We start from the raw sequence: 17,224 nt of genomic DNA, 5'->3' as shown, positions 1-17,224 counted from the left end.
CCGTGCTCGCTTGAGCGGCTTGGGGCCTCAACCGTCCTCATGCGGGTCATGGTTGTTCGACCGGCGCGAGGGGGCTACCTCCCCTTGGCCACGCAGCGGTCCGCCACGATGTTGTCCAGGATGCGTTCGTGCAGCTCGTGCGCGGGCTGGCTCTTCGCCTTGTCGTAGAAGGCCCGGTACTGCTCCAGGAAGGCCGGGTCCAGCCCGCCGGAGGCGTTGGCCCTCCCGAACGTGAGCATGTATTTGCGCCCGCCAAGGCTCACCGCGCCGGAGCAGTACGCCGCGATCACGTCCGGGTGGAACGGCGAGAGGAAGGCGTACCAGGCGGCCTGGTCGTCGAAATCCACGATCACGCGGCCGACCCCGTGGCGCAGCAGGATCTCCGCCGCATCGTCCGGGGCGGCCAGGGCCAGGGGCCTGCCGTCGCGCCCGAAGAGGGACGTCACCAGGTCCACAACATGTTCGCCGGTGTATGGCGAACAGGGCGAAAAGGGCGACAGCGGCAGGACCTTGTGCTCGCGCCCGGCCAGGGCAACGATTTTGTCGCACGCGGGCAGCTCGGGGTAATACCCGGCATAGACGGTATGGTAGGATTTGAGGCCCCTGAGGAACTCGACACGCTCGCGCACGTCGTCCGCCAGGTTGTGCGGCAGGCCGTGCAGCGCCACGCCCAGGGCCAAGGCGGCCGCCGCCGCGTCCAGGGCCTTCTTGAGGCCCGCGCGCTCGCCGGACAGGGTACGCGCAGCCAGATGCAGGCCCACGGCATGGATCGCCGCCGCGAACACCATGCCGAACAGGAAGGTGCTGTGGGCCATGATGGCCCGCGAGGTGAGCACCGCGCACAGGCCCACCTGGGTGAGCAGCAGGGCGGCAGCGCCCCAGGCCGGGGCGGCCTCGCGCCGCAGCCGTGGGATCATGGCCCCAGCCGCGAGCCCCAGCGCGGCCACGGCCCAGAGCCAGGGAGAGTAGGCGTTCTGGCGGGCGATGTCCTGGAGCAGGAGCTGGCCCAGGTTCCCGGCGTAAGCGGAAACGCCTTGGGCCAGGGCGAAGGTCCCGGCGAAGAAATTCAGGAAGAACACGCAGGCGCTGTCCGGCAGGTAGGCGGAGGCGGCGGGGAGGACGCCGTAGCGCACCTGCTTGTCCATCAGCCCGATGTCCGCCACGCCCAGGATGTGGAAGTTCACCGCCGCCACGGCCCCGTAGGCCGCCAGGCAGACCAGGGCAGCCCCCAGGGCGGTGCGCCAGGGCCTGCGCCGGAAGGCGGCCAGGACGGCGGCCATGAATCCATAGAGCACGGCGAAGCCCACCACGATGGTGGTGGCCAGGGACACCGCCACGGCCTGGACGTGGAGCGCCACCCGGTACTCCCTGGAGCCGGGCCGGGCCGCATGCTTCCAGAGCAGGTAGGCGAAGCAGGCCACCGAAGCCGAGGCGGGGAAGTTGGCCTTGCTGAAATTGTTGGTGAACACCAGCAGCGGCGCGCCCGCCAGGAACGCGCTCTGGGCCACCAGGGCGTAGAGCGCGCTGCCCGTGCAGGCCAGCACGAAGTCGCACAGGCACACCAGCAGCACCAGGCAGTAGATCACCGTGCCCAGGGCCGCGTAGGACGGGTCGAACACGACGCTCAGCAGGTAGTGGATGCCGGAGAACTTGGTGGGGAAGTAGACCAGCTGGTCGTACTGGGCCGGGAAGATGCTGCCGCTGCGCGCGCAGTCTGCCAGGTACTTGAAGTAGTAGAACACGTCCCCGCCGAAGTCCGGGTAGACCCCCTTGGCGAACAGCACATAGAGGGCCAGGACGGCGGCGACCGGGAAAAACAGGACCAGCGCCGGGGTCCAGTCAGCGCCGCGAGGGCCTCCGCGCCTGAACACGGCCCCAAGGCCCGCTCCCAGACAGCGCACGACCCAGGCCGCCTGACCGCGCAGCAGCCACGAGCCCGCCAGCAGGGCAGGGCCGTACATCCAGGCCGAATACAGCCCCAGCGCCCCCAGGGTGAAATTCGCCAGCGAGACGAGCCCCAGGCCGCAGATGCCGCTGGCGGCCAGCCTCCCCGAGTCCGGCGAGCCGTCCCCGCCCGCACCGGCGGTCTCCAGAAAGGCCGCGCCCAGGGCGCACACCCACACGAACCCGGCCGCGACGACGCACAGCTTGAGCGCGCCAGACAGAACGACCGGCGCGCCGAGGCTTGAAAACCCGGCCCCCCAGATATCGAGCTTCGCGGCGCAGGCCATGGCCACAGCCCAGAATACGGGCAACGCCAGGCCCGCCGGTCCATGGGCGGTAGATCGTTCGGTCATGCTCGGAACCTTTCCATCTCCATAAGCCTGGCCGCCGCGCTGAAGCCTGGCTCGCAGGCTATGGGGTTCGGCCGGAACGCTGGCGGGACGGTGATTGTCCTTGGGGAGGAAGTCAAGCGCGAGAGAGGCTTCCGTCGAACACGCGCGGGATGGCTCTGCCGCCTCCGGGCGCGCCCAGGGCTACTCCGGGGCCTGGCCCATGAGCCGACGCTCCATTCCCGGTCATCGCCATGCAAAGCCCTATAACCAGGAGGGGTTTCGACAATTCGAGTCCTCCCGGTTCACGGCTGGCGTCCGCCAAGCTTTTCCATCCGTCCCGCTTGCCCAGATCAGCAACGGCGGCATCCTGCCCGGGAGGGCAACCTTTCAAAATATTAAATTCGTGTCATTTCGCCATGTAAACAATTTCTCATTGCACATTTTAACCTCATCGACCCCATTTTTTTAAGAAATTTGTTGCTGAAGAACTTCTTAATAATTATTAGTAGGTGTAGCTAAAAAAATTTGAGAGCAATGCCTGTTTTCAATATTCGCGTTGTCACAAGACTAGAACTGAGCTAAGAAGGGAACAAAGTACTCCTTCATTTTTTATCACCATGAGGCATCATCTTGATATGTCGGTAGAAAAATGGGTGGAGATAGAAACCGGCCTAGAAACCTTGGACTGAAATGCGGCGGACGTCGATATCGAACACCATGTTGGGTTTTGAAGGATTCGCTCCGGAGACACGCTCTACGGCACCGCGAGTTCTTATCGCGGATGAGCATACAATTCGTCAGGAATTTTAAGGAACGACAAGGGAGGCTTTGAACATGTATCACGGCAAGCGGTTTTTAACTGTGCTATGCGGCTTGGCATGCTGCTCGGCCATACTATTCGCCGCGCTCTCCGCGACCGCGGCGATGGACGATGCGGGGATGCCGGTAGAAAAAATGCGGCAAATGGGCAAAACTACCGCGGCGCAACGCAGTGCGGCTGCTTTGGAGAAAGCCCGTCAGCAGGCCAGCACTCCCAGCGCCGCTGCCATCGCCTCCGGCGCCAAGAGCGCGGCGGCGCCGGCGGCTGTCGTCCCGCAGCCTCTCGGCCAGGCCGACCTGTTCGGGCCGTACCCCAACTGGGCCTGGAGCCCCCTGCCTGAGTTCACCAACGGCAACTTCGCTGGTACTTACATACCCGGCACCGGCATCCGCAAGTTCGTGAACCAGCTGCCCACCTTGTTCGCCACCACCACCGATGGCATGAACAAGAAACTGTCCATGGGCGTTGCGGACACCATAACCTACCCGGGCACCGACTATTACGAAATCTCCCTGGAAGAGGTGAACTACACCTTCCACCAGGATCTGCCCCCGACCAAGCTGCGCACCTACCGCCAGACCAACAACGGCACCAATCCGCAGACAGGTCTGAACACTGTTGCCCCGCCCGCTTACAGCTACCTTGGGCCGGTCATCGTCGCCGCCAAGGACCGCCCCGTGCGCGTCAAGCTGACCAACAACCTGCCCGTGACCGCCGCCGGCGGCAACCTGTTCGTGCCTACGGACCTGACCATGATGGGCGCGGGCATGGGGCCCAACGGCACCAACTCCTACCCCCAGAACCGCGGCACCCTGCACCTGCACGGCGGCATGAACCCCTGGATCAGCGACGGCACGCCCCACCAGTGGATCACGCCCGCCGCCGAACCCGGCCCCTACACCCGCGGCGTCTCCACCCAGGAAGTGCCCGACATGCCCCCCCCGGGCGGCGGCAGCACCACCTTCTACTACACCAACCAGCAGAGCGCGCGCTTGATGTTCTACCATGACCACGCTCTGGGCATCACGCGCCTGAACGTGTACGTGGGCGAGGCCGCCGGCTACCTGGTGCGCGACAACACCGAGATCGCCCTCGAGAACGCCGGCGTCATCCCGCCGGTGACCGACAACATCCCCATCATCATCCAGGACCGCACCTTCGTGGATAGCGCTCAGCCCAAGCCTGTCTACAGCATTGCGCTTATCGCTGGGGGCGCGGCCTATTCCGCAACGCCCACTGTGACCATCGCCCCGCCCACCGCCCAGGGCGGCGTGCAGGCCACGGCCACGGCTACGGTTGACCCCATTACCGGGAGCATCACCGCCCTGACCCTGACCAACAAGGGTAGCGGCTACACCTTCCCCCCGACGGTGACCATCACCGACGCCACCGGTACCGGCGCCGCAGGCTATGCCTTCGTCAACTCCATACTCGCCACCGACCCCACCTGGAGCACCACTGTCTGGGGCAACACCGGCGGCCTGTGGTATCCCCACGTGTACATGCCCAACCAGACCGGCAGCGCCGTGGGCCTGGGCGCAAACGCCATGGGCCGCTGGGACTACGCCCTGTGGTTCTGGCCCCCCTACACCGGCCTGCTCAACCATGGCACGATCCCGAACCCCTACTACGACCCGGTCAACGCCCCTTGGGAGCCGGCCCAGATTCCCGGTATCCTCAACCCGTCCACAACTCCCGAGGCCTTCCATGACACCTCGGTGGTCAACGGCGTGGCCTACCCTTACCTGAACGTGGAGCCCAGGGCGTACCGCTTCCGCGTCCTCAACGCATCAAACGACCGCATGCTGAACCTCCAACTCTACAAGGCCGACGCCACGGTGACCACCGTCGACGGCCGCACCAACACGGAAGTCAAGATGATCCCCGTGCCGCTGGGCCAGTCGATCTACGGCAAGGCTAGCGGCATCCCCGACCCGACCCTCAAGGGTCCCAACATGATCCAGATCGGCAACGAGGGCGGCTTCCTGCCCGCGCCGGTGGTGCTGACCAACACCCCCATCGGCTTCGAGACGAACCCCAAGAACATCGTCGTGGGCAACGTCCTGGAAAAGAACCTGTTCATGGGCCCGGCCGAACGCGCTGACGTCATCATCGACTTCTCGCAGTTCGCGAACCAGACCATAATCCTGTACCAGGACGCTCCGGCCCCTGTGCCCGCGTTCGAAACCCGCGTGGACTACTACACCGGCGACCCCGACCAGACCGCCACCGGCGGCGCTCCCACGACCATCGCCGGCTTCGGCCCCAACACCCGGACCATCATGCAGTTCCGCGTGGGCGCTCAGGCAAGCCCTGGCTCCTACACCACCTTCAGCCTGGCCAACCTCCAGAACGCCTTCAAGACCACCGGCCAGACCCCGGGCGCCTTCGCCGCCAGCCAGCACCCGCCGCTGGTGCCCCAGGCCGAGTACAACTCCGCGTACAACGCCAGCTTCCCGGCCACCAACGTCGTGCCCATCCAGGCCAACTCCCTGACGTTCACCCCCATGGGCGCGAATGCTCCGCTGACCATCAACTTCACGCCCAAGGCCATCCAGGAGCTCTTCGAGACCAACTACGGCCGCTTGAACGCCCTGCTCGGCGTGGAGCTGCCCTTTACCAACGGCCAGAACCAGACCACGGTGCCCATCGGCTACGCCGAGCCCACGCCTGACAGCTACGTCGACTCCGTGACCTTCGGCGTGCCCAAGGCCGGCGACGGCACGCAGATCTGGAAGATCACCCACAACGGCGTGGACACCCACCCGGTGCACTTCCACCTCTATGACGTACAGGTTCTCAACCGCGTGGGCTGGGACGGCGCGATCAGACTCGCCGATCCCAACGAACTGGGTTGGAAGGAAACCGTGCGCATGAACCCCCTGGAAGACTGCATCGTGGCCCTGCGCCCGGTGGCGCCCAAGCTGCCCTTCGGCGTGCCCAAGAGCGTACGCCTGATCGACCCGACCCTGCCCCAGGGCGCGCCCATCAGCACCCTCGACCCGTTGACCGGCGGGGGCGTGACCGTCCCCAACTATCCGCTCGACTACGATTGGGAGTACGTCTGGCACTGTCACATCCTCAGCCATGAGGAGAACGACATGATGCACGCGGCCATCTTCCACGTGGCAACCAGCTTGCCGGCCAAGCCGCTGCTCAACTACGGCAGGGTGGCCAACGGCGTGCAGCTGAACTGGACCGACGGCACCCGCCCGGTGATCAGCAACGTCGCCACCCTGGGCAACCCCGCCAACGAGATCGGTTTCAAGATCATGCGCGCCCCTGTGAGCAACGGCGTAACGGGCACCTTCAGCCTGATCGCCACGGCCCTAGCCAACCAGACCAGCTACGTCGACACAACCGTGGCGCCGAATACGACCTACGTTTACAAGGTCATCGCCTTCAACGCATCCGGCGAAGTGACCTCCGCCACCGGCCCCGTGCTTGCGCCCGAGTACCTGCTGCTGCTGCTCAACTAGGCCGCAACCAGCCAACACCAAACCAAAGGCCGCCCCTCGGGGCGGCCTTTTTGATGCTCTGGCGGGGGATGCGCGCGCCGGGCGGCTGGTTCGTGCCCCCCGCCTGCCGCACCGCACTGACTGGATGCGGCTCCGAGGGCAAGTCCGGGCCAAGCCGTCTCCCCCGCCCTTCAGACGCCGGACCATGGCCGAACCGATTCCCCCGCTCGCTCAGGTCACCAGAGCCCGTTTTCCCGCCTGTGCCTGCCTCGGACGCGCCTCCCTTTCCCCGAATGACACCATGCCCGGCCCGTCTTGGCATCACGTTCCGTTTGTTGCGGCACTCCGGGATTGAAGCTGTCGGAGGCAAACCCTGCCAGGACAATTTTCGAGCAATTCGCGTTCTCCTTGACCAGGGAGAAGCGGAACTGCTACTATTCTCCGTAATTTCATGCCATTCAGGAATATAGGGCGCCCGCTTCTCGAAGTTTTGCCGCCAGGCGCACCAAGCCGCGAGGTCTGGAGCCATGCCAGCTGTTCCCTTGAACGCATTTCCCGTATTCGACACCCGTGTCGGGCAGGACTTCGTGGACGCCGTGCGCCGCAACTTTCACCACGGCGACATGGACATCGACGGGGGCGCCCCCTTCAGGGCCACCTACAACGCCATCGACCTTGGCCGCGTCTCCCTGCACGGGGCCTCCGTCTCTACGGGTTTCCGCATCAGTTCTGGCTCCAACAGCGGCAGCTTCGTGCTCATCCTCATGTGCTCGGGCGAGATGGACATCCGCTCCGGCCGTGCCGCCGTGCGCTGCCGGCCGGGCGGCCCCCTGGCCCTGCTCGATTTCTCGCGCCCCACGACCGTCCAGCAGACTTCCGGGTTCGTGAACTACACCCTGCGCTTCACCCGGCAAGGCCTGGAAGACGCCTTGGCCGCCCTGTGCGGCCGACCCGCGGGGGCGCCCCTGGTCTTCGCCCCCCCCGCGGACTGCGGCCAACCAAAGCCTCAACGTCTCGCCCGCATCGCCTGGCAGGTGGCCGAAGCCTTCGGGTGCGATCCGGGGCTGGGCGAATCCGCCCTGCTGACAACCCGCTATGAGGAGTTGCTGCTCTCCGCCATGCTGACCTGCCTGGAGCACAACCATTCCAGCCTGATAGCCAGCGAGCCCAGGGCCGCCGAGCCCCGCGCCGTGAAGCTGGCCGAGGCATACATCCAGGCCAACTGCCACAAACCCGTGCGCATGACTGATCTGGCCGCGGTTACCGGCACGGGCTGCCGTTCGCTCCAGTTGGCCTTCAAGAAGAGCAGGGGCTACTCGCCCACCCGCTTCATGCAGGAGTGCAGGCTGGCCAAGGCCCGCGAACAGCTCGCCCAGGCCGGGCCGGGCGTCAGCGTGCTCTCGGTGGCCACGGCCTGCGGGTTCGCCTCCCAGAGTTTTTTCGCCCGGCTCTACCGGCAGCGTTTTGGCGAAAAACCCTCCGAGACACTGCGGAGGGCCTGATGCGGCGCCTTGCCGCGCCATGCGCGGCCAACCGAAACCGCGCGGAAGGAACACCGATGGCCGGCGAAGCACCGGCACCGGCCGGTGCGGCTCTCCTACGCAACCATCGGGGGGAGGGTAATTCGCAATCCTTACATTGTCTTCGCATTCGCGGGAGACGCGGGGCCGTCCCCGGGCTATCTTGAATATACCTGGACCACTAGGCCCTGTCGGCCGATGTGGCCAGAGACGTTCACAACCGGCGACACAAGCTTTCCTGCTGTTGTATTCGGGATAGCGCCAAAGGAGGACATCATGCACCGTTTCGCGGCTTTCGTTCTGGCCTTGGCCTTCACCGCACTGGCGGCGGGAGGAGCGGCCCAGGCCCAGACGATCACAGGGACCCCGGGCTCGCCCGCGGCCACCCGGACCATCGACGGCAAAACACTGCCCCCGGCGCCCCTTCCCTTCGGGGGCGTGATCAAGGACAACGCCTATCAGTCCAAGCCTTGGTGGCAGCCCCGCGTGGTGCCGCCCAAGGACGCCCCCAACGTGCTGCTGATCATCACCGACGACTGCGGCTTCGGCGCGCCGAGCACCTTCGGCGGCGTGATCCCCACCCCGGCGCTGGACCGTATCGCCAACTCGGGCCTGCGCTACACGCAGTTCCACTCCACTGCCCTGTGCTCGCCCACGCGCGCGGCGCTCATCACCGGGCGCAACCACCACGCCGTGGGCTTCGGCCAGGTTTCAGAGGCCTCCACCGGCTACCCGGGTTACGACAGCGTGATCGAGCCCGATTCCGCCACCATCGGCCGCATCCTGCGCGACAACGGCTACGCCACCTCCTGGTTCGGCAAGGACCACAACACCCCGGCCTATGAGGCCAGCCAGGCTGGGCCTTTCACCCGCTGGCCCATCGGCCTGGGCTTCGAATACTTCTACGGCTTCGTGGGCGGCGACACCAGCCAGTGGCAGCCCAACCTGTTCAGGCAGACCACGCCCATCTACCCCTACGTGGGCAACCCCAAGTGGAACCTGACCACGGCCATGGCCGACGACGCCATCGAGCACATGAAGATGCTCAACGAGGTCGACCCGTCCAAGCGGTTCTTCGTCAAGTACGCGCCCGGCGGCACCCACGCGCCGCACCATGCGCCGCCCGAGTGGATCGAGAAGTTCAAGGGCAAGTTCGACATGGGCTGGAACAAGCTGCGCGAGCAGATCTTCGCCAACCAGAAGAAGCTCGGCGTGATCCCCAAGGACGCGGAGCTGACCCCCTGGCCCAAGGACCTGCTGGCCGACTGGGATACGCTCACCCCGGACGAGAAGAAGCTCTTCACCCGCCAGGTTGAGGTCTACGCGGCCTATCTGGCCTACACCGACCACGAGATCGGCCGGGTGATCCAGGCCGTGCAGGATATGGGCAAGCTCGAAGACACGCTCATCATCTACATCAGCGGCGACAACGGCTCCAGCGCCGAGGGCAACCCCAACGGCACCCCCAACGAGGTGGCCCAGTTCAACAGCGTGGAAGTGCCCGTTGAGGCCCAGCTCAAGTACTTCTACGACGTCTGGGGCTCCGACAAGACCTACAACCACATGGCCGTGGGCTGGACCTGGGCCTTCGACACCCCCTACAAGTGGACCAAGCAGGTGGCCTCCCACTTCGGCGGCACCCGTCAGGGCATGGCCATCTCCTGGCCCAAGGTCATCAAGGACAAGGGCGGCATCCGCAACCAGTTCCACCACGTCATCGACATCGTGCCCACCATCCTGGAAGTCGCGGGCATCCAGGCGCCCGAGACCGTGGACGGCATCAAGCAGAAGCCCATCGAAGGCGTGAGCCTGGCCTACACCTTCGACAAGGCCAACGCCAAGGAACCCTCCAGGCACAAGACCCAGTACTTCGAGATCTTCGGCAACCGGGGCATCTATAACGACGGCTGGTACGCCAACACGACGCCCATCTCCCCGCCGTGGAAGCTCGGGGCCACCCCCAACCCGGACGTGGAGCACGCCTACAAGTGGGAGCTCTACGACCTGACCAAGGACTGGACCCAGAACCGTGACGTGGCCGCCGCCAACCCGGAAAAGCTCAAGCAGATGCAGGCGCTCTTCATGGATGAGGCCAAGAAGTACCAGGTGCTGCCCCTGGACAACTCCCTGGCCGCGCGCATGGTCACGCCGCGCCCCAGCGTCACCGCCGGGCGCAACCTGTTCACCTACTCCGGCACGCTCACCGGCATCCCCATGGGCGACGCCCCCAGCCTGATCGCCGCGTCCTACACCATCACCGCCGAGGTGGAGGTGCCCCAGGGCGGCGGCGAGGGCATCCTGGCCACCCAGGGCGGCCGCTTCGCCGGATGGGGCTTCTACCTGATGCAGGGCAAGCCCGTGTTCACCTGGAACCTGGTGGACCTGGAGCGGGTGCGCTGGGAGGGCAAGGACGCCCTGACCCCCGGCAAGCACACGCTGACCTTCGACTTCAAGTACGACGGCCTGGGCTTCGCCACCCTGGCCTTCAACGACATGAGCGGGCTGGGCCGCAGCGGCACGGGCACGCTCAAGGTGGACGGCAAGGTGGTGGCCAGCCAGAAGATGGAACGCACCATCCCGGTCATCCTCCAGTGGGACGAGACCTTCGACATCGGCTCCGACACCGGCACCCCGGTGGACGACAAGGACTACCAGGTGCCCTTCGCCTTCACCGGCAAGATCAAGAAGCTGACCGTGAAGATCGACCGGCCCAAGCTCACTCCCGCCGACGAAAAGCGGCTGATGGAGGCCCAGCGCAACAACAAGACGAGCGAATAGCGATTAGAAGATTGCCGCGGCCCCGGCCCCGCCGGGGCCGCGGCGTACCCGCACGGAGGAAGTGATGCGAATGAACGGATTGCGAGGCCTGCCGGGGCTGCTCCTGGCGGTCCTGCTGGCGGCGGGCGCGGCCGGCTGCGTCGCGGCCCAGAAGGCCCCGCCCCCGCCGCCCCCCGCAGAATCTGTCTGGCGGGACGCGCCTGTGGAGCCCAAGGCCTTGGACGTGCTCAAGCAGGCCTCGGAACGGCTGGCCGCCGCACGGAGCATGTCCTTCACGGCCGTGGCCAGCTACGAGCACCCCAGCAGGCTCGGGCCGCCAGTGGTCTATACGGTGCGCTACGACGTCTCCCTGCGCAGGCCGGACAGGCTGAAGGTGGTCATCCCCGGCGATGGCCCCGCGTCGGAGTTCACCTACGACGGCAAGGAGATGGCCGCCTTCGTCCCCGGCGACAACCTGCTGGCGGTGGCCTCGGCCCCGCCGGACATGGACGCCGCCCTCAAGGCCGCCTTCGAGACGGCGGCCATCAGCTTCCCCTTCACGGACCTGATTCTCTCCGACCCGTATGCGGCTTTGGCCGATGGGGCCAAGATGGCCTTCGTCATGGGCCGGTCCGAGGTGGTGGGCGGGGTGCGCACCGACGTGGTGGCCTGGGCCGACGACGACGTCTTCCTGCAGATCTGGATAGGCGCGCAGGACAAGCTGCCCAGGCGCTTCCGGGCCATATACCGCGACGACCCGCTGCGGCTGCGCCACGACCTGGAGCTCACCGGCTGGAGGATCGATCAGCCCTGGCCGCGCGGCGAATGGCGGACCGCTTCACCCGCAGCCCGGCGCATTGAATTCGCCAAACCCGCTCTTCCGCCCGGCATGAGGGCGGAGCCCGGCCCCGGGCAACCCGGCGTCAAGCCGCCGCAGGGCGGAAAACCGCAACCGACGCAGGGAGGTGCGCCATGAAATACTTCACCCTGGCGCTCACCTGTCTGCTGGCCCTGCTGGCAGGGGCCCAGCCCAGCCTCGCCTGGCGCAGCATGAACCGCTTCGGGGGCGAAACCGCGCACCTCCCCGGAGTCGGCACGGCGCACATCAATGCCTACGGGGGCTCCACCGTGCACGCCTGGGGCGGCGGAACGGAGCACACCAACGTATACGGCGGCAGAACCTACGGCGCTTACGGCGCGGGCGTGGCGCACGCCTACCCCGGCGGGGGCGCGGTCTACCGGCCGCCTGGCTATCCCGTGCCGGTGCCCGTCCCGGTCTACCACCCGCCAGTGGCCGTCCCCTACTACGCGGGAGGATGCGCCGGGTGCGCCGTGGCGGCCGGGGCCATCGCAGGGACGGCTGTCGCGGGCGCTGCCATCGCCGGGGCGGAGGCCGCCAACGCCAACGCCGCCGCATCCGCAGCCTACGCCGCATCCGCAGCCTACGCCGCATCCGCTGCATCCGCTGCATCCGCTGCTTCCGCTGCTTCGGGGGCATCAGGTTACGTGATGGGCGGAAGCTACGCCCGGCTGCCATCCGGGTGCATCCTGCCTGAAGTGGGCGGGAAGAGCTATTACCTGTGCGGAAACACCTGGTTCAGGCCCGTCTACGGGGCGAACGGCGTCTATTACGTGGTGGTGCCCACGCCATGACCGCAGCGAAACATCAAACAAAATCCATCAAGGAGAGACTCATGTCATCGAAGGCCGCAAAGTCAGTCCTGGCCCTGGCCGCGCTCATCGTTATCCTGGCGGCCCCGATGGCCCGGGCCGCAACCCAGGGCGACGACCTCAAAGTCACCCTTGCGCCCTATGCCTGGCTCACGGGGTTCAACGGCACGGTGGGCGTGCGCGGCGTGCAGGCCAACATCAACGCCAGTTTCGCGGACCTCTCCAAATACCTCAACATCGCGGGCATGCTCCATGCCGATGTGGTCTACCTCGACACCTTCGGCCTGCTGGGCGAGCTGAACTACGCCCAGTTGGGCGACCAGGCCTCGGGCAAGCGCGTCTCGCTCGACGGGCAGATGGGCCTGTTCCTCTCCGACGTGGCGGCATTCTACCGCGTCGGCACCGCCGCCCTGGGCAAGGACGGCGCCTGCCCCACCAGCCTCGACCTGTTGGCCGGAGCGCGAATCTGGAGCCTGGGCCTGCGCCTGAAAGCGGACCTGCCCTTCAACAACCGGAGCATCTACAAGCAGAAGAGTTGGGTCGACCCCGTGGTCGGCGCCAGGATCGGGATGCGGCTCAACGAGAAGTGGGACATCGCCCTGCGCGGCGGCGTGGGCGGCTTCGGCATCAGCTCGGCCTTCACCTGGGACGCCATGGCCCTGGTGGGCTACTCCTTCTGGGAGCACGGGACGGTGTACCTGGGCTACCGCGCCGTAGGCGCGAACCACACCGAGGGCAGCGGCAAGGACTATTTCAAGTTCGACGCCGTGCTCAACGGACCGATCCTGGCGTTGGCCTTCACCTTCTAGCCTCTGTCCGAACGGACCTTCCGCAATGAGCCCGGCCCCTCCCCGGGGCCGGGCTTCACCGAACCGAGAGAATGGTTTTTGCGCGTGGGCCTGTCCCGGCCACGGGCCAATAATTCGCGGGCGTTTCCTTCCGGAAATGGGCCCGGCATGGTTGGGGCTCGCATGCAGGCATCCCCCGCACCCACCAATCCTGCTCGAGGGTTCCATCCGCCATGCCCGCAAGCGCGCCCGGCTCCAGGGCTGGGGCTTGCCATCTTCAGGAAACTGGTGGAGGTAATGGACGGAATGATATGGGCGAAAAGCACCGGGCGCGGCTGGCAAGCTTTCGTTCCTTGTCGCCTTGCGATCGGACGGACGCACCGCCCCGCCAGATGCGGCGTGGGCAATTCTCCGCGCGAAGTTGCTCACCGAGCGGAGGGACGGAGAACGGATGACATCTGGGCAAAACCCAGAGGTGAAGCCCCGGCTCGGCGAGTCCGCCGGGGGATGCTCCTTTCGCCAGCAGGAGGCTCGATAATGCTCTTCAGGATGTTCGCGTTCGCGGCGCTGACGATTTCCCTCGGCCTGACCTGCTGGGCCAAGGCGCCCCCCAGCACCGGCAAGGGCGGGGGCTATGCCGGTTCGCAAAGCTGCAGGCAATGCCACGAGAAGTTCTATTCCCTGTGGTCCACGTCCAGGCACGGCCTGGCCATGCAGCCCTACACCCCGGAATTCGCCCGGGCCAACCTGCTCCCGCAGCAGCAGGACGTGGCCATCGGGGCATCCGCCTACCGGGCCGACATCCACCGGGGCGTCGTCGTCGAGACAACCGGCGGCAAGACCTCCAGCTACCCCATCGCGCACGTTCTGGGCGGCAAGAACGTCTACTACTTCCTGACCCCCTTCGACGGCGGCCGGCTGCAGACCCTGCCCGTGGCCTACGACGTACAGAAGAAATCCTGGTATGACACTGCGGCCAGCGGGATCCGACACGCGCCCGGCGCCGGGGCGGACCAGCCCGTGCACTGGAAGGACCCGGCCTACACCTTCAACACGTCCTGCCACAACTGCCACGTGAGCCAGCTCACCACCAACTACGACCTCAAGACTGACACCTACGCCACCACCTGGGCCGAGCCGGGCATCAACTGCGAGACCTGCCACGGCCCCTCGGCGGAGCACAACGCCGCCATGCTGCGCGTTCCCAAGGGCAAACAGCCCAAGGACCTGAAGATCATCAGCGTCAAAGCCTTCACGCCAGAGCAGCACAACGCCACCTGCTCCGGCTGCCACGCCAAGGCCATGCCCATCACCGCCGGATATCCCCCCGGCGAACGCTTCTTCGACCACTACGGCCTGGCCACCCTGGAAGACCCCGACTATTACCCGGACGGCCGCGACCTGGGCGAGAACTACACCTACACATCCTGGCTCATGAGCCCCTGCGCCAAGGCCGGGAAGCTCCACTGCGTCACCTGCCACACCTCCAGCGGGCGCTACAGGTTCAAGGCTCCGGAAAAGGCCAACGAAGCCTGCATGCCCTGCCACCAGGATCACGTCCGCAACGCCCCCGAGCACACCCGGCATAAGGCCGACAGCCCCGCCGGGAAGTGCGTCTCCTGCCATATGCCCATGACCAGCTTCGCCAGGATGAACCGCTCGGACCACTCCATGCTGCCGCCCTCTCCAGCGGCCACTCTGGCCTTCGGCTCCCCCAACGCCTGCAACGGCTGCCACACCGACAAGGACGCGGCATGGGCCGACGCCCAGGTGCGCCAATGGCGCAGCCGCGACTACCAGGCCCCCATCCTGGCGCGCGGCAAGCTCGTGGAACATGCCCGCAAGCGTGACTGGAGCGAACTCCACGGCATGCTGGGCTACATCGCCGACCCTGGTCGGGACGAGGTGTTCGCCGCCTCCCTGATCCGGCTGATCCAGTCGTGCCCGGACCCGGCCGTGGCCCCCGCGCTCCTGCGCGCAGCCAAGGACGCATCGCCGCTGGTTCGCGCGGCGGCGGTCGAAGCCCTGCAGCAGTTCCCGTCCGACGAGGCGGGCCGGGCCCTCGTGGCCGCCGCTTCCGACGAGTACCGCCTGGTGCGGGTGCGCGCGGCCGCGACCCTGGCCGGGTACGGCAACCTGAACCTCGCCGCGCCCGAGAAGACCGCCGTGGACAAGGCTGAAAAGGAATACCTGGCTTCGCTGCTGGCCAGGCCGGACCAGTGGTCCTCCCATTACAACCTGGGCAACCACATGCTGCAGCGCGGAGATCCCGAAAAGGCCATCGCCTCCTACGAGACCGCCCTGCGCCTGGAGCCGCGAGCCGTGCTGGCCATGATCAACGAATCCATGGCTCTGGTACGAACCGGCAAGCAGGATCAGGCCTTTGAAACCCTGGAGAAGGTCCTGGCGATCGCCCCCGACAACGCGGCCGCCAACTTCAACATGGGGCTGCTGCGCGCCGAGCGCAAAGACCTCGCCGGAGCCGAAGCCAACCTCAAGAAGGCTTTGCAGGCAGATCCGCAGCTGGCCCCGGCGGCCTACAACCTCTGCGCGCTGCTGGCCCCGGACCGCATCCAGGAAGCCGCCACATACTGTAGGAAGGCCGCCGACCTGAGGCCCCAGGAGCCCAGGTTCGCCTACACGCTGGCCTACATCCAGTTCAAGGCTGGCGACGAGAGCGCAGCCGTCGCGACCCTGGAGAACCTGCTGTCCAGCCAGCCCCTCTACCCGGATACGTACATCCTGCTGGGCGGCATCTACCGCAAACAGGGGCGCACGGCCGAAGCCGGACAGTTGTACGCTTCGGCGCTCGCCAACAAGTCCATACCCGAGGCGGCCAAGAGCCGCATCGCGGCCCAAATGGCGGGTATGAAGAAATAGCGGGGCAGAACCAGGAAGGAGAATACTCGGGGCGGTGCGGTATCGTCAGGCCCTGCTTTGACGTCGCCACGGGCGTAGGGCCGCCGTCAGCGCGGCCGCGACGAACAGAGGCGCCCACACCCAGAGGAACTCCGACCAGAGTACCACGGCTCCCCGGGGAGAGACGAAACGGGCCAGGCTCAGGGGCGCGGCCTCGATCATGGTCGTGGGGAAGAAATATCTCTGCCCGGACCAGGGCCAGAAGAACGCGACACCAAGCCCGCCGTTGGTGAAGGCGTCCAGCAGGCCGTGAGACACCGCGCAAACGAGCAGAAACAGGAATGCGCGCCTGAACGTCGTGCGCATCAACTTGCAGAAACAGGCCCCAGCAAGCGCCACACCGACGGCGAACAGCAGAGAGTGGCTGAAGCCGCGATGGCCCAGCTCCGAGGCGTAGGGCACTCCGATACGGAAGGCGATGACGTCGAGGTCAGGCAGGATTGAGGCCGCGATTCCGGCCAGCAGCAACGGGCGGGATATGGCCCCTGGGCCCAGGGCGAAGGTGACGGCCAGGGGAACCGCGGGGTGGGTCAGAATGGTCGGCACAGCATGCTCCTTGAGGCAGGCTCGGCCCCATCCTCCAGCCACATGGGCGCGCCATGGGAGCGGAGCCAATAGAACGCTGGAGCCAGTCTCAGCGATCCGCCCTGATTTCCCACACTCCCCAGCGAAATGGAAGCTCCCGCCTTCTCCCATCCTTCCTCCCCCAACGCAGAAAGGCCCGTCGTTTAGACGGGCCTTTCTGTTTGGGAAAAGGATCCTGGCAGCGACCTACTTTCCCACCAGCGGTCCTGGCAGTATCATCGGCGATGGAGGGCTTAACTTCCGAGTTCGGAATGGGATCGGGTGTACCCCCTCCTCTAAGGCCACCAGGAAATTCCTGATGATATTAAGTAAATAAGGGACGGACGCGTAAGGGAATTATGTAAGTCAAGCCGAACGGGCTATTAGTACCGCTTAGCTGAGCATATCACTATGCTTGCACTTGCGGCCTATCAACCAGGTAGTCTACCTG

Annotated in this window: 9 protein-coding genes and 2 rRNA genes; 7 read left to right on the top strand and 4 right to left on the bottom strand. The window is 66.2% G+C overall.

Translation table 11 applies throughout. The annotated features are described in order from the left end of the window. Positions 1-74 precede the first annotated feature (74 nt). Positions 75-2,297 (bottom strand): hypothetical protein, encoded by a 2,223-nt coding sequence (locus tag MLE18_RS18035; protein WP_272881725.1) that lies wholly within the window; start codon positions 2,295-2,297, stop codon positions 75-77. 981 nt (positions 2,298-3,278) lie between these two features. Here MLE18_RS18035 and MLE18_RS16025 point away from each other — a divergent pair. The 7 genes from MLE18_RS16025 (at position 3,279) to MLE18_RS15995 (ending at position 16,170) form a co-directional block, all read left to right on the top strand. Then, positions 3,279-6,575 carry a multicopper oxidase domain-containing protein gene (locus MLE18_RS16025; protein ID WP_243439808.1) on the top strand — a complete coding sequence of 1,099 codons (3,297 nt, stop codon included), beginning with the start codon at positions 3,279-3,281 and terminating at the stop codon, positions 6,573-6,575. Positions 6,576-7,096: 521 nt separating this feature from the next. Then, positions 7,097-8,056 (top strand): AraC family transcriptional regulator, encoded by a 960-nt coding sequence (locus MLE18_RS16020; protein WP_243439807.1) that lies wholly within the window; start codon positions 7,097-7,099, stop codon positions 8,054-8,056. A gap of 294 nt (positions 8,057-8,350) precedes the next feature. Next, the gene (locus MLE18_RS16015; protein WP_243439806.1) at positions 8,351-10,852 is read left to right on the top strand and encodes an arylsulfatase; all 2,502 of its coding nucleotides are present in this window, start codon (positions 8,351-8,353) and stop codon (positions 10,850-10,852) included. Between the two features lie 70 nt (positions 10,853-10,922). After that, positions 10,923-11,807: a DUF2092 domain-containing protein gene (locus tag MLE18_RS16010; protein ID WP_243439805.1), complete on the top strand. Its 885-nt coding sequence runs from the start codon at positions 10,923-10,925 to the stop codon at positions 11,805-11,807. After that, a complete protein-coding gene (locus MLE18_RS16005; protein WP_243439804.1) occupies positions 11,804-12,484 on the top strand; it encodes a hypothetical protein in 681 nt (226 codons plus the stop codon). Before MLE18_RS16010 ends, MLE18_RS16005 begins: the two co-directional genes overlap by 4 nt. Before the next feature lie 41 nt (positions 12,485-12,525). After that, positions 12,526-13,311, top strand: a complete 786-nt coding sequence (locus MLE18_RS16000; protein WP_243439803.1) for a hypothetical protein — start codon at positions 12,526-12,528, stop codon at positions 13,309-13,311. 516 nt (positions 13,312-13,827) lie between these two features. Continuing rightward, positions 13,828-16,170: a tetratricopeptide repeat protein gene (locus tag MLE18_RS15995; protein WP_243439802.1), complete on the top strand. Its 2,343-nt coding sequence runs from the start codon at positions 13,828-13,830 to the stop codon at positions 16,168-16,170. A gap of 45 nt (positions 16,171-16,215) precedes the next feature. Here the strand turns inward: MLE18_RS15995 and MLE18_RS15990 are convergent, their stop codons facing one another. From MLE18_RS15990 to MLE18_RS15980, 3 genes are all read right to left on the bottom strand, one after another. Beyond that, positions 16,216-16,755, bottom strand: a complete 540-nt coding sequence (locus MLE18_RS15990; RefSeq protein WP_243439801.1) for a metal-dependent hydrolase — start codon at positions 16,753-16,755, stop codon at positions 16,216-16,218. 212 nt (positions 16,756-16,967) lie between these two features. Beyond that, positions 16,968-17,083: ribosomal RNA gene (gene rrf / locus MLE18_RS15985) — 5S ribosomal RNA — on the bottom strand. A gap of 52 nt (positions 17,084-17,135) precedes the next feature. Then, a 23S ribosomal RNA gene (locus MLE18_RS15980) occupies positions 17,136-17,224 on the bottom strand; the annotation flags it as partial.

The sequence above is a fragment of the Fundidesulfovibrio soli genome, from assembly GCF_022808695.1.
Taxonomy (GTDB): domain Bacteria; phylum Desulfobacterota; class Desulfovibrionia; order Desulfovibrionales; family Desulfovibrionaceae; genus Fundidesulfovibrio; species Fundidesulfovibrio soli.
The sequence above is the reverse complement of the archived record's forward strand: the minus strand, read 5'-3'. Positions and strand labels throughout refer to the sequence as shown.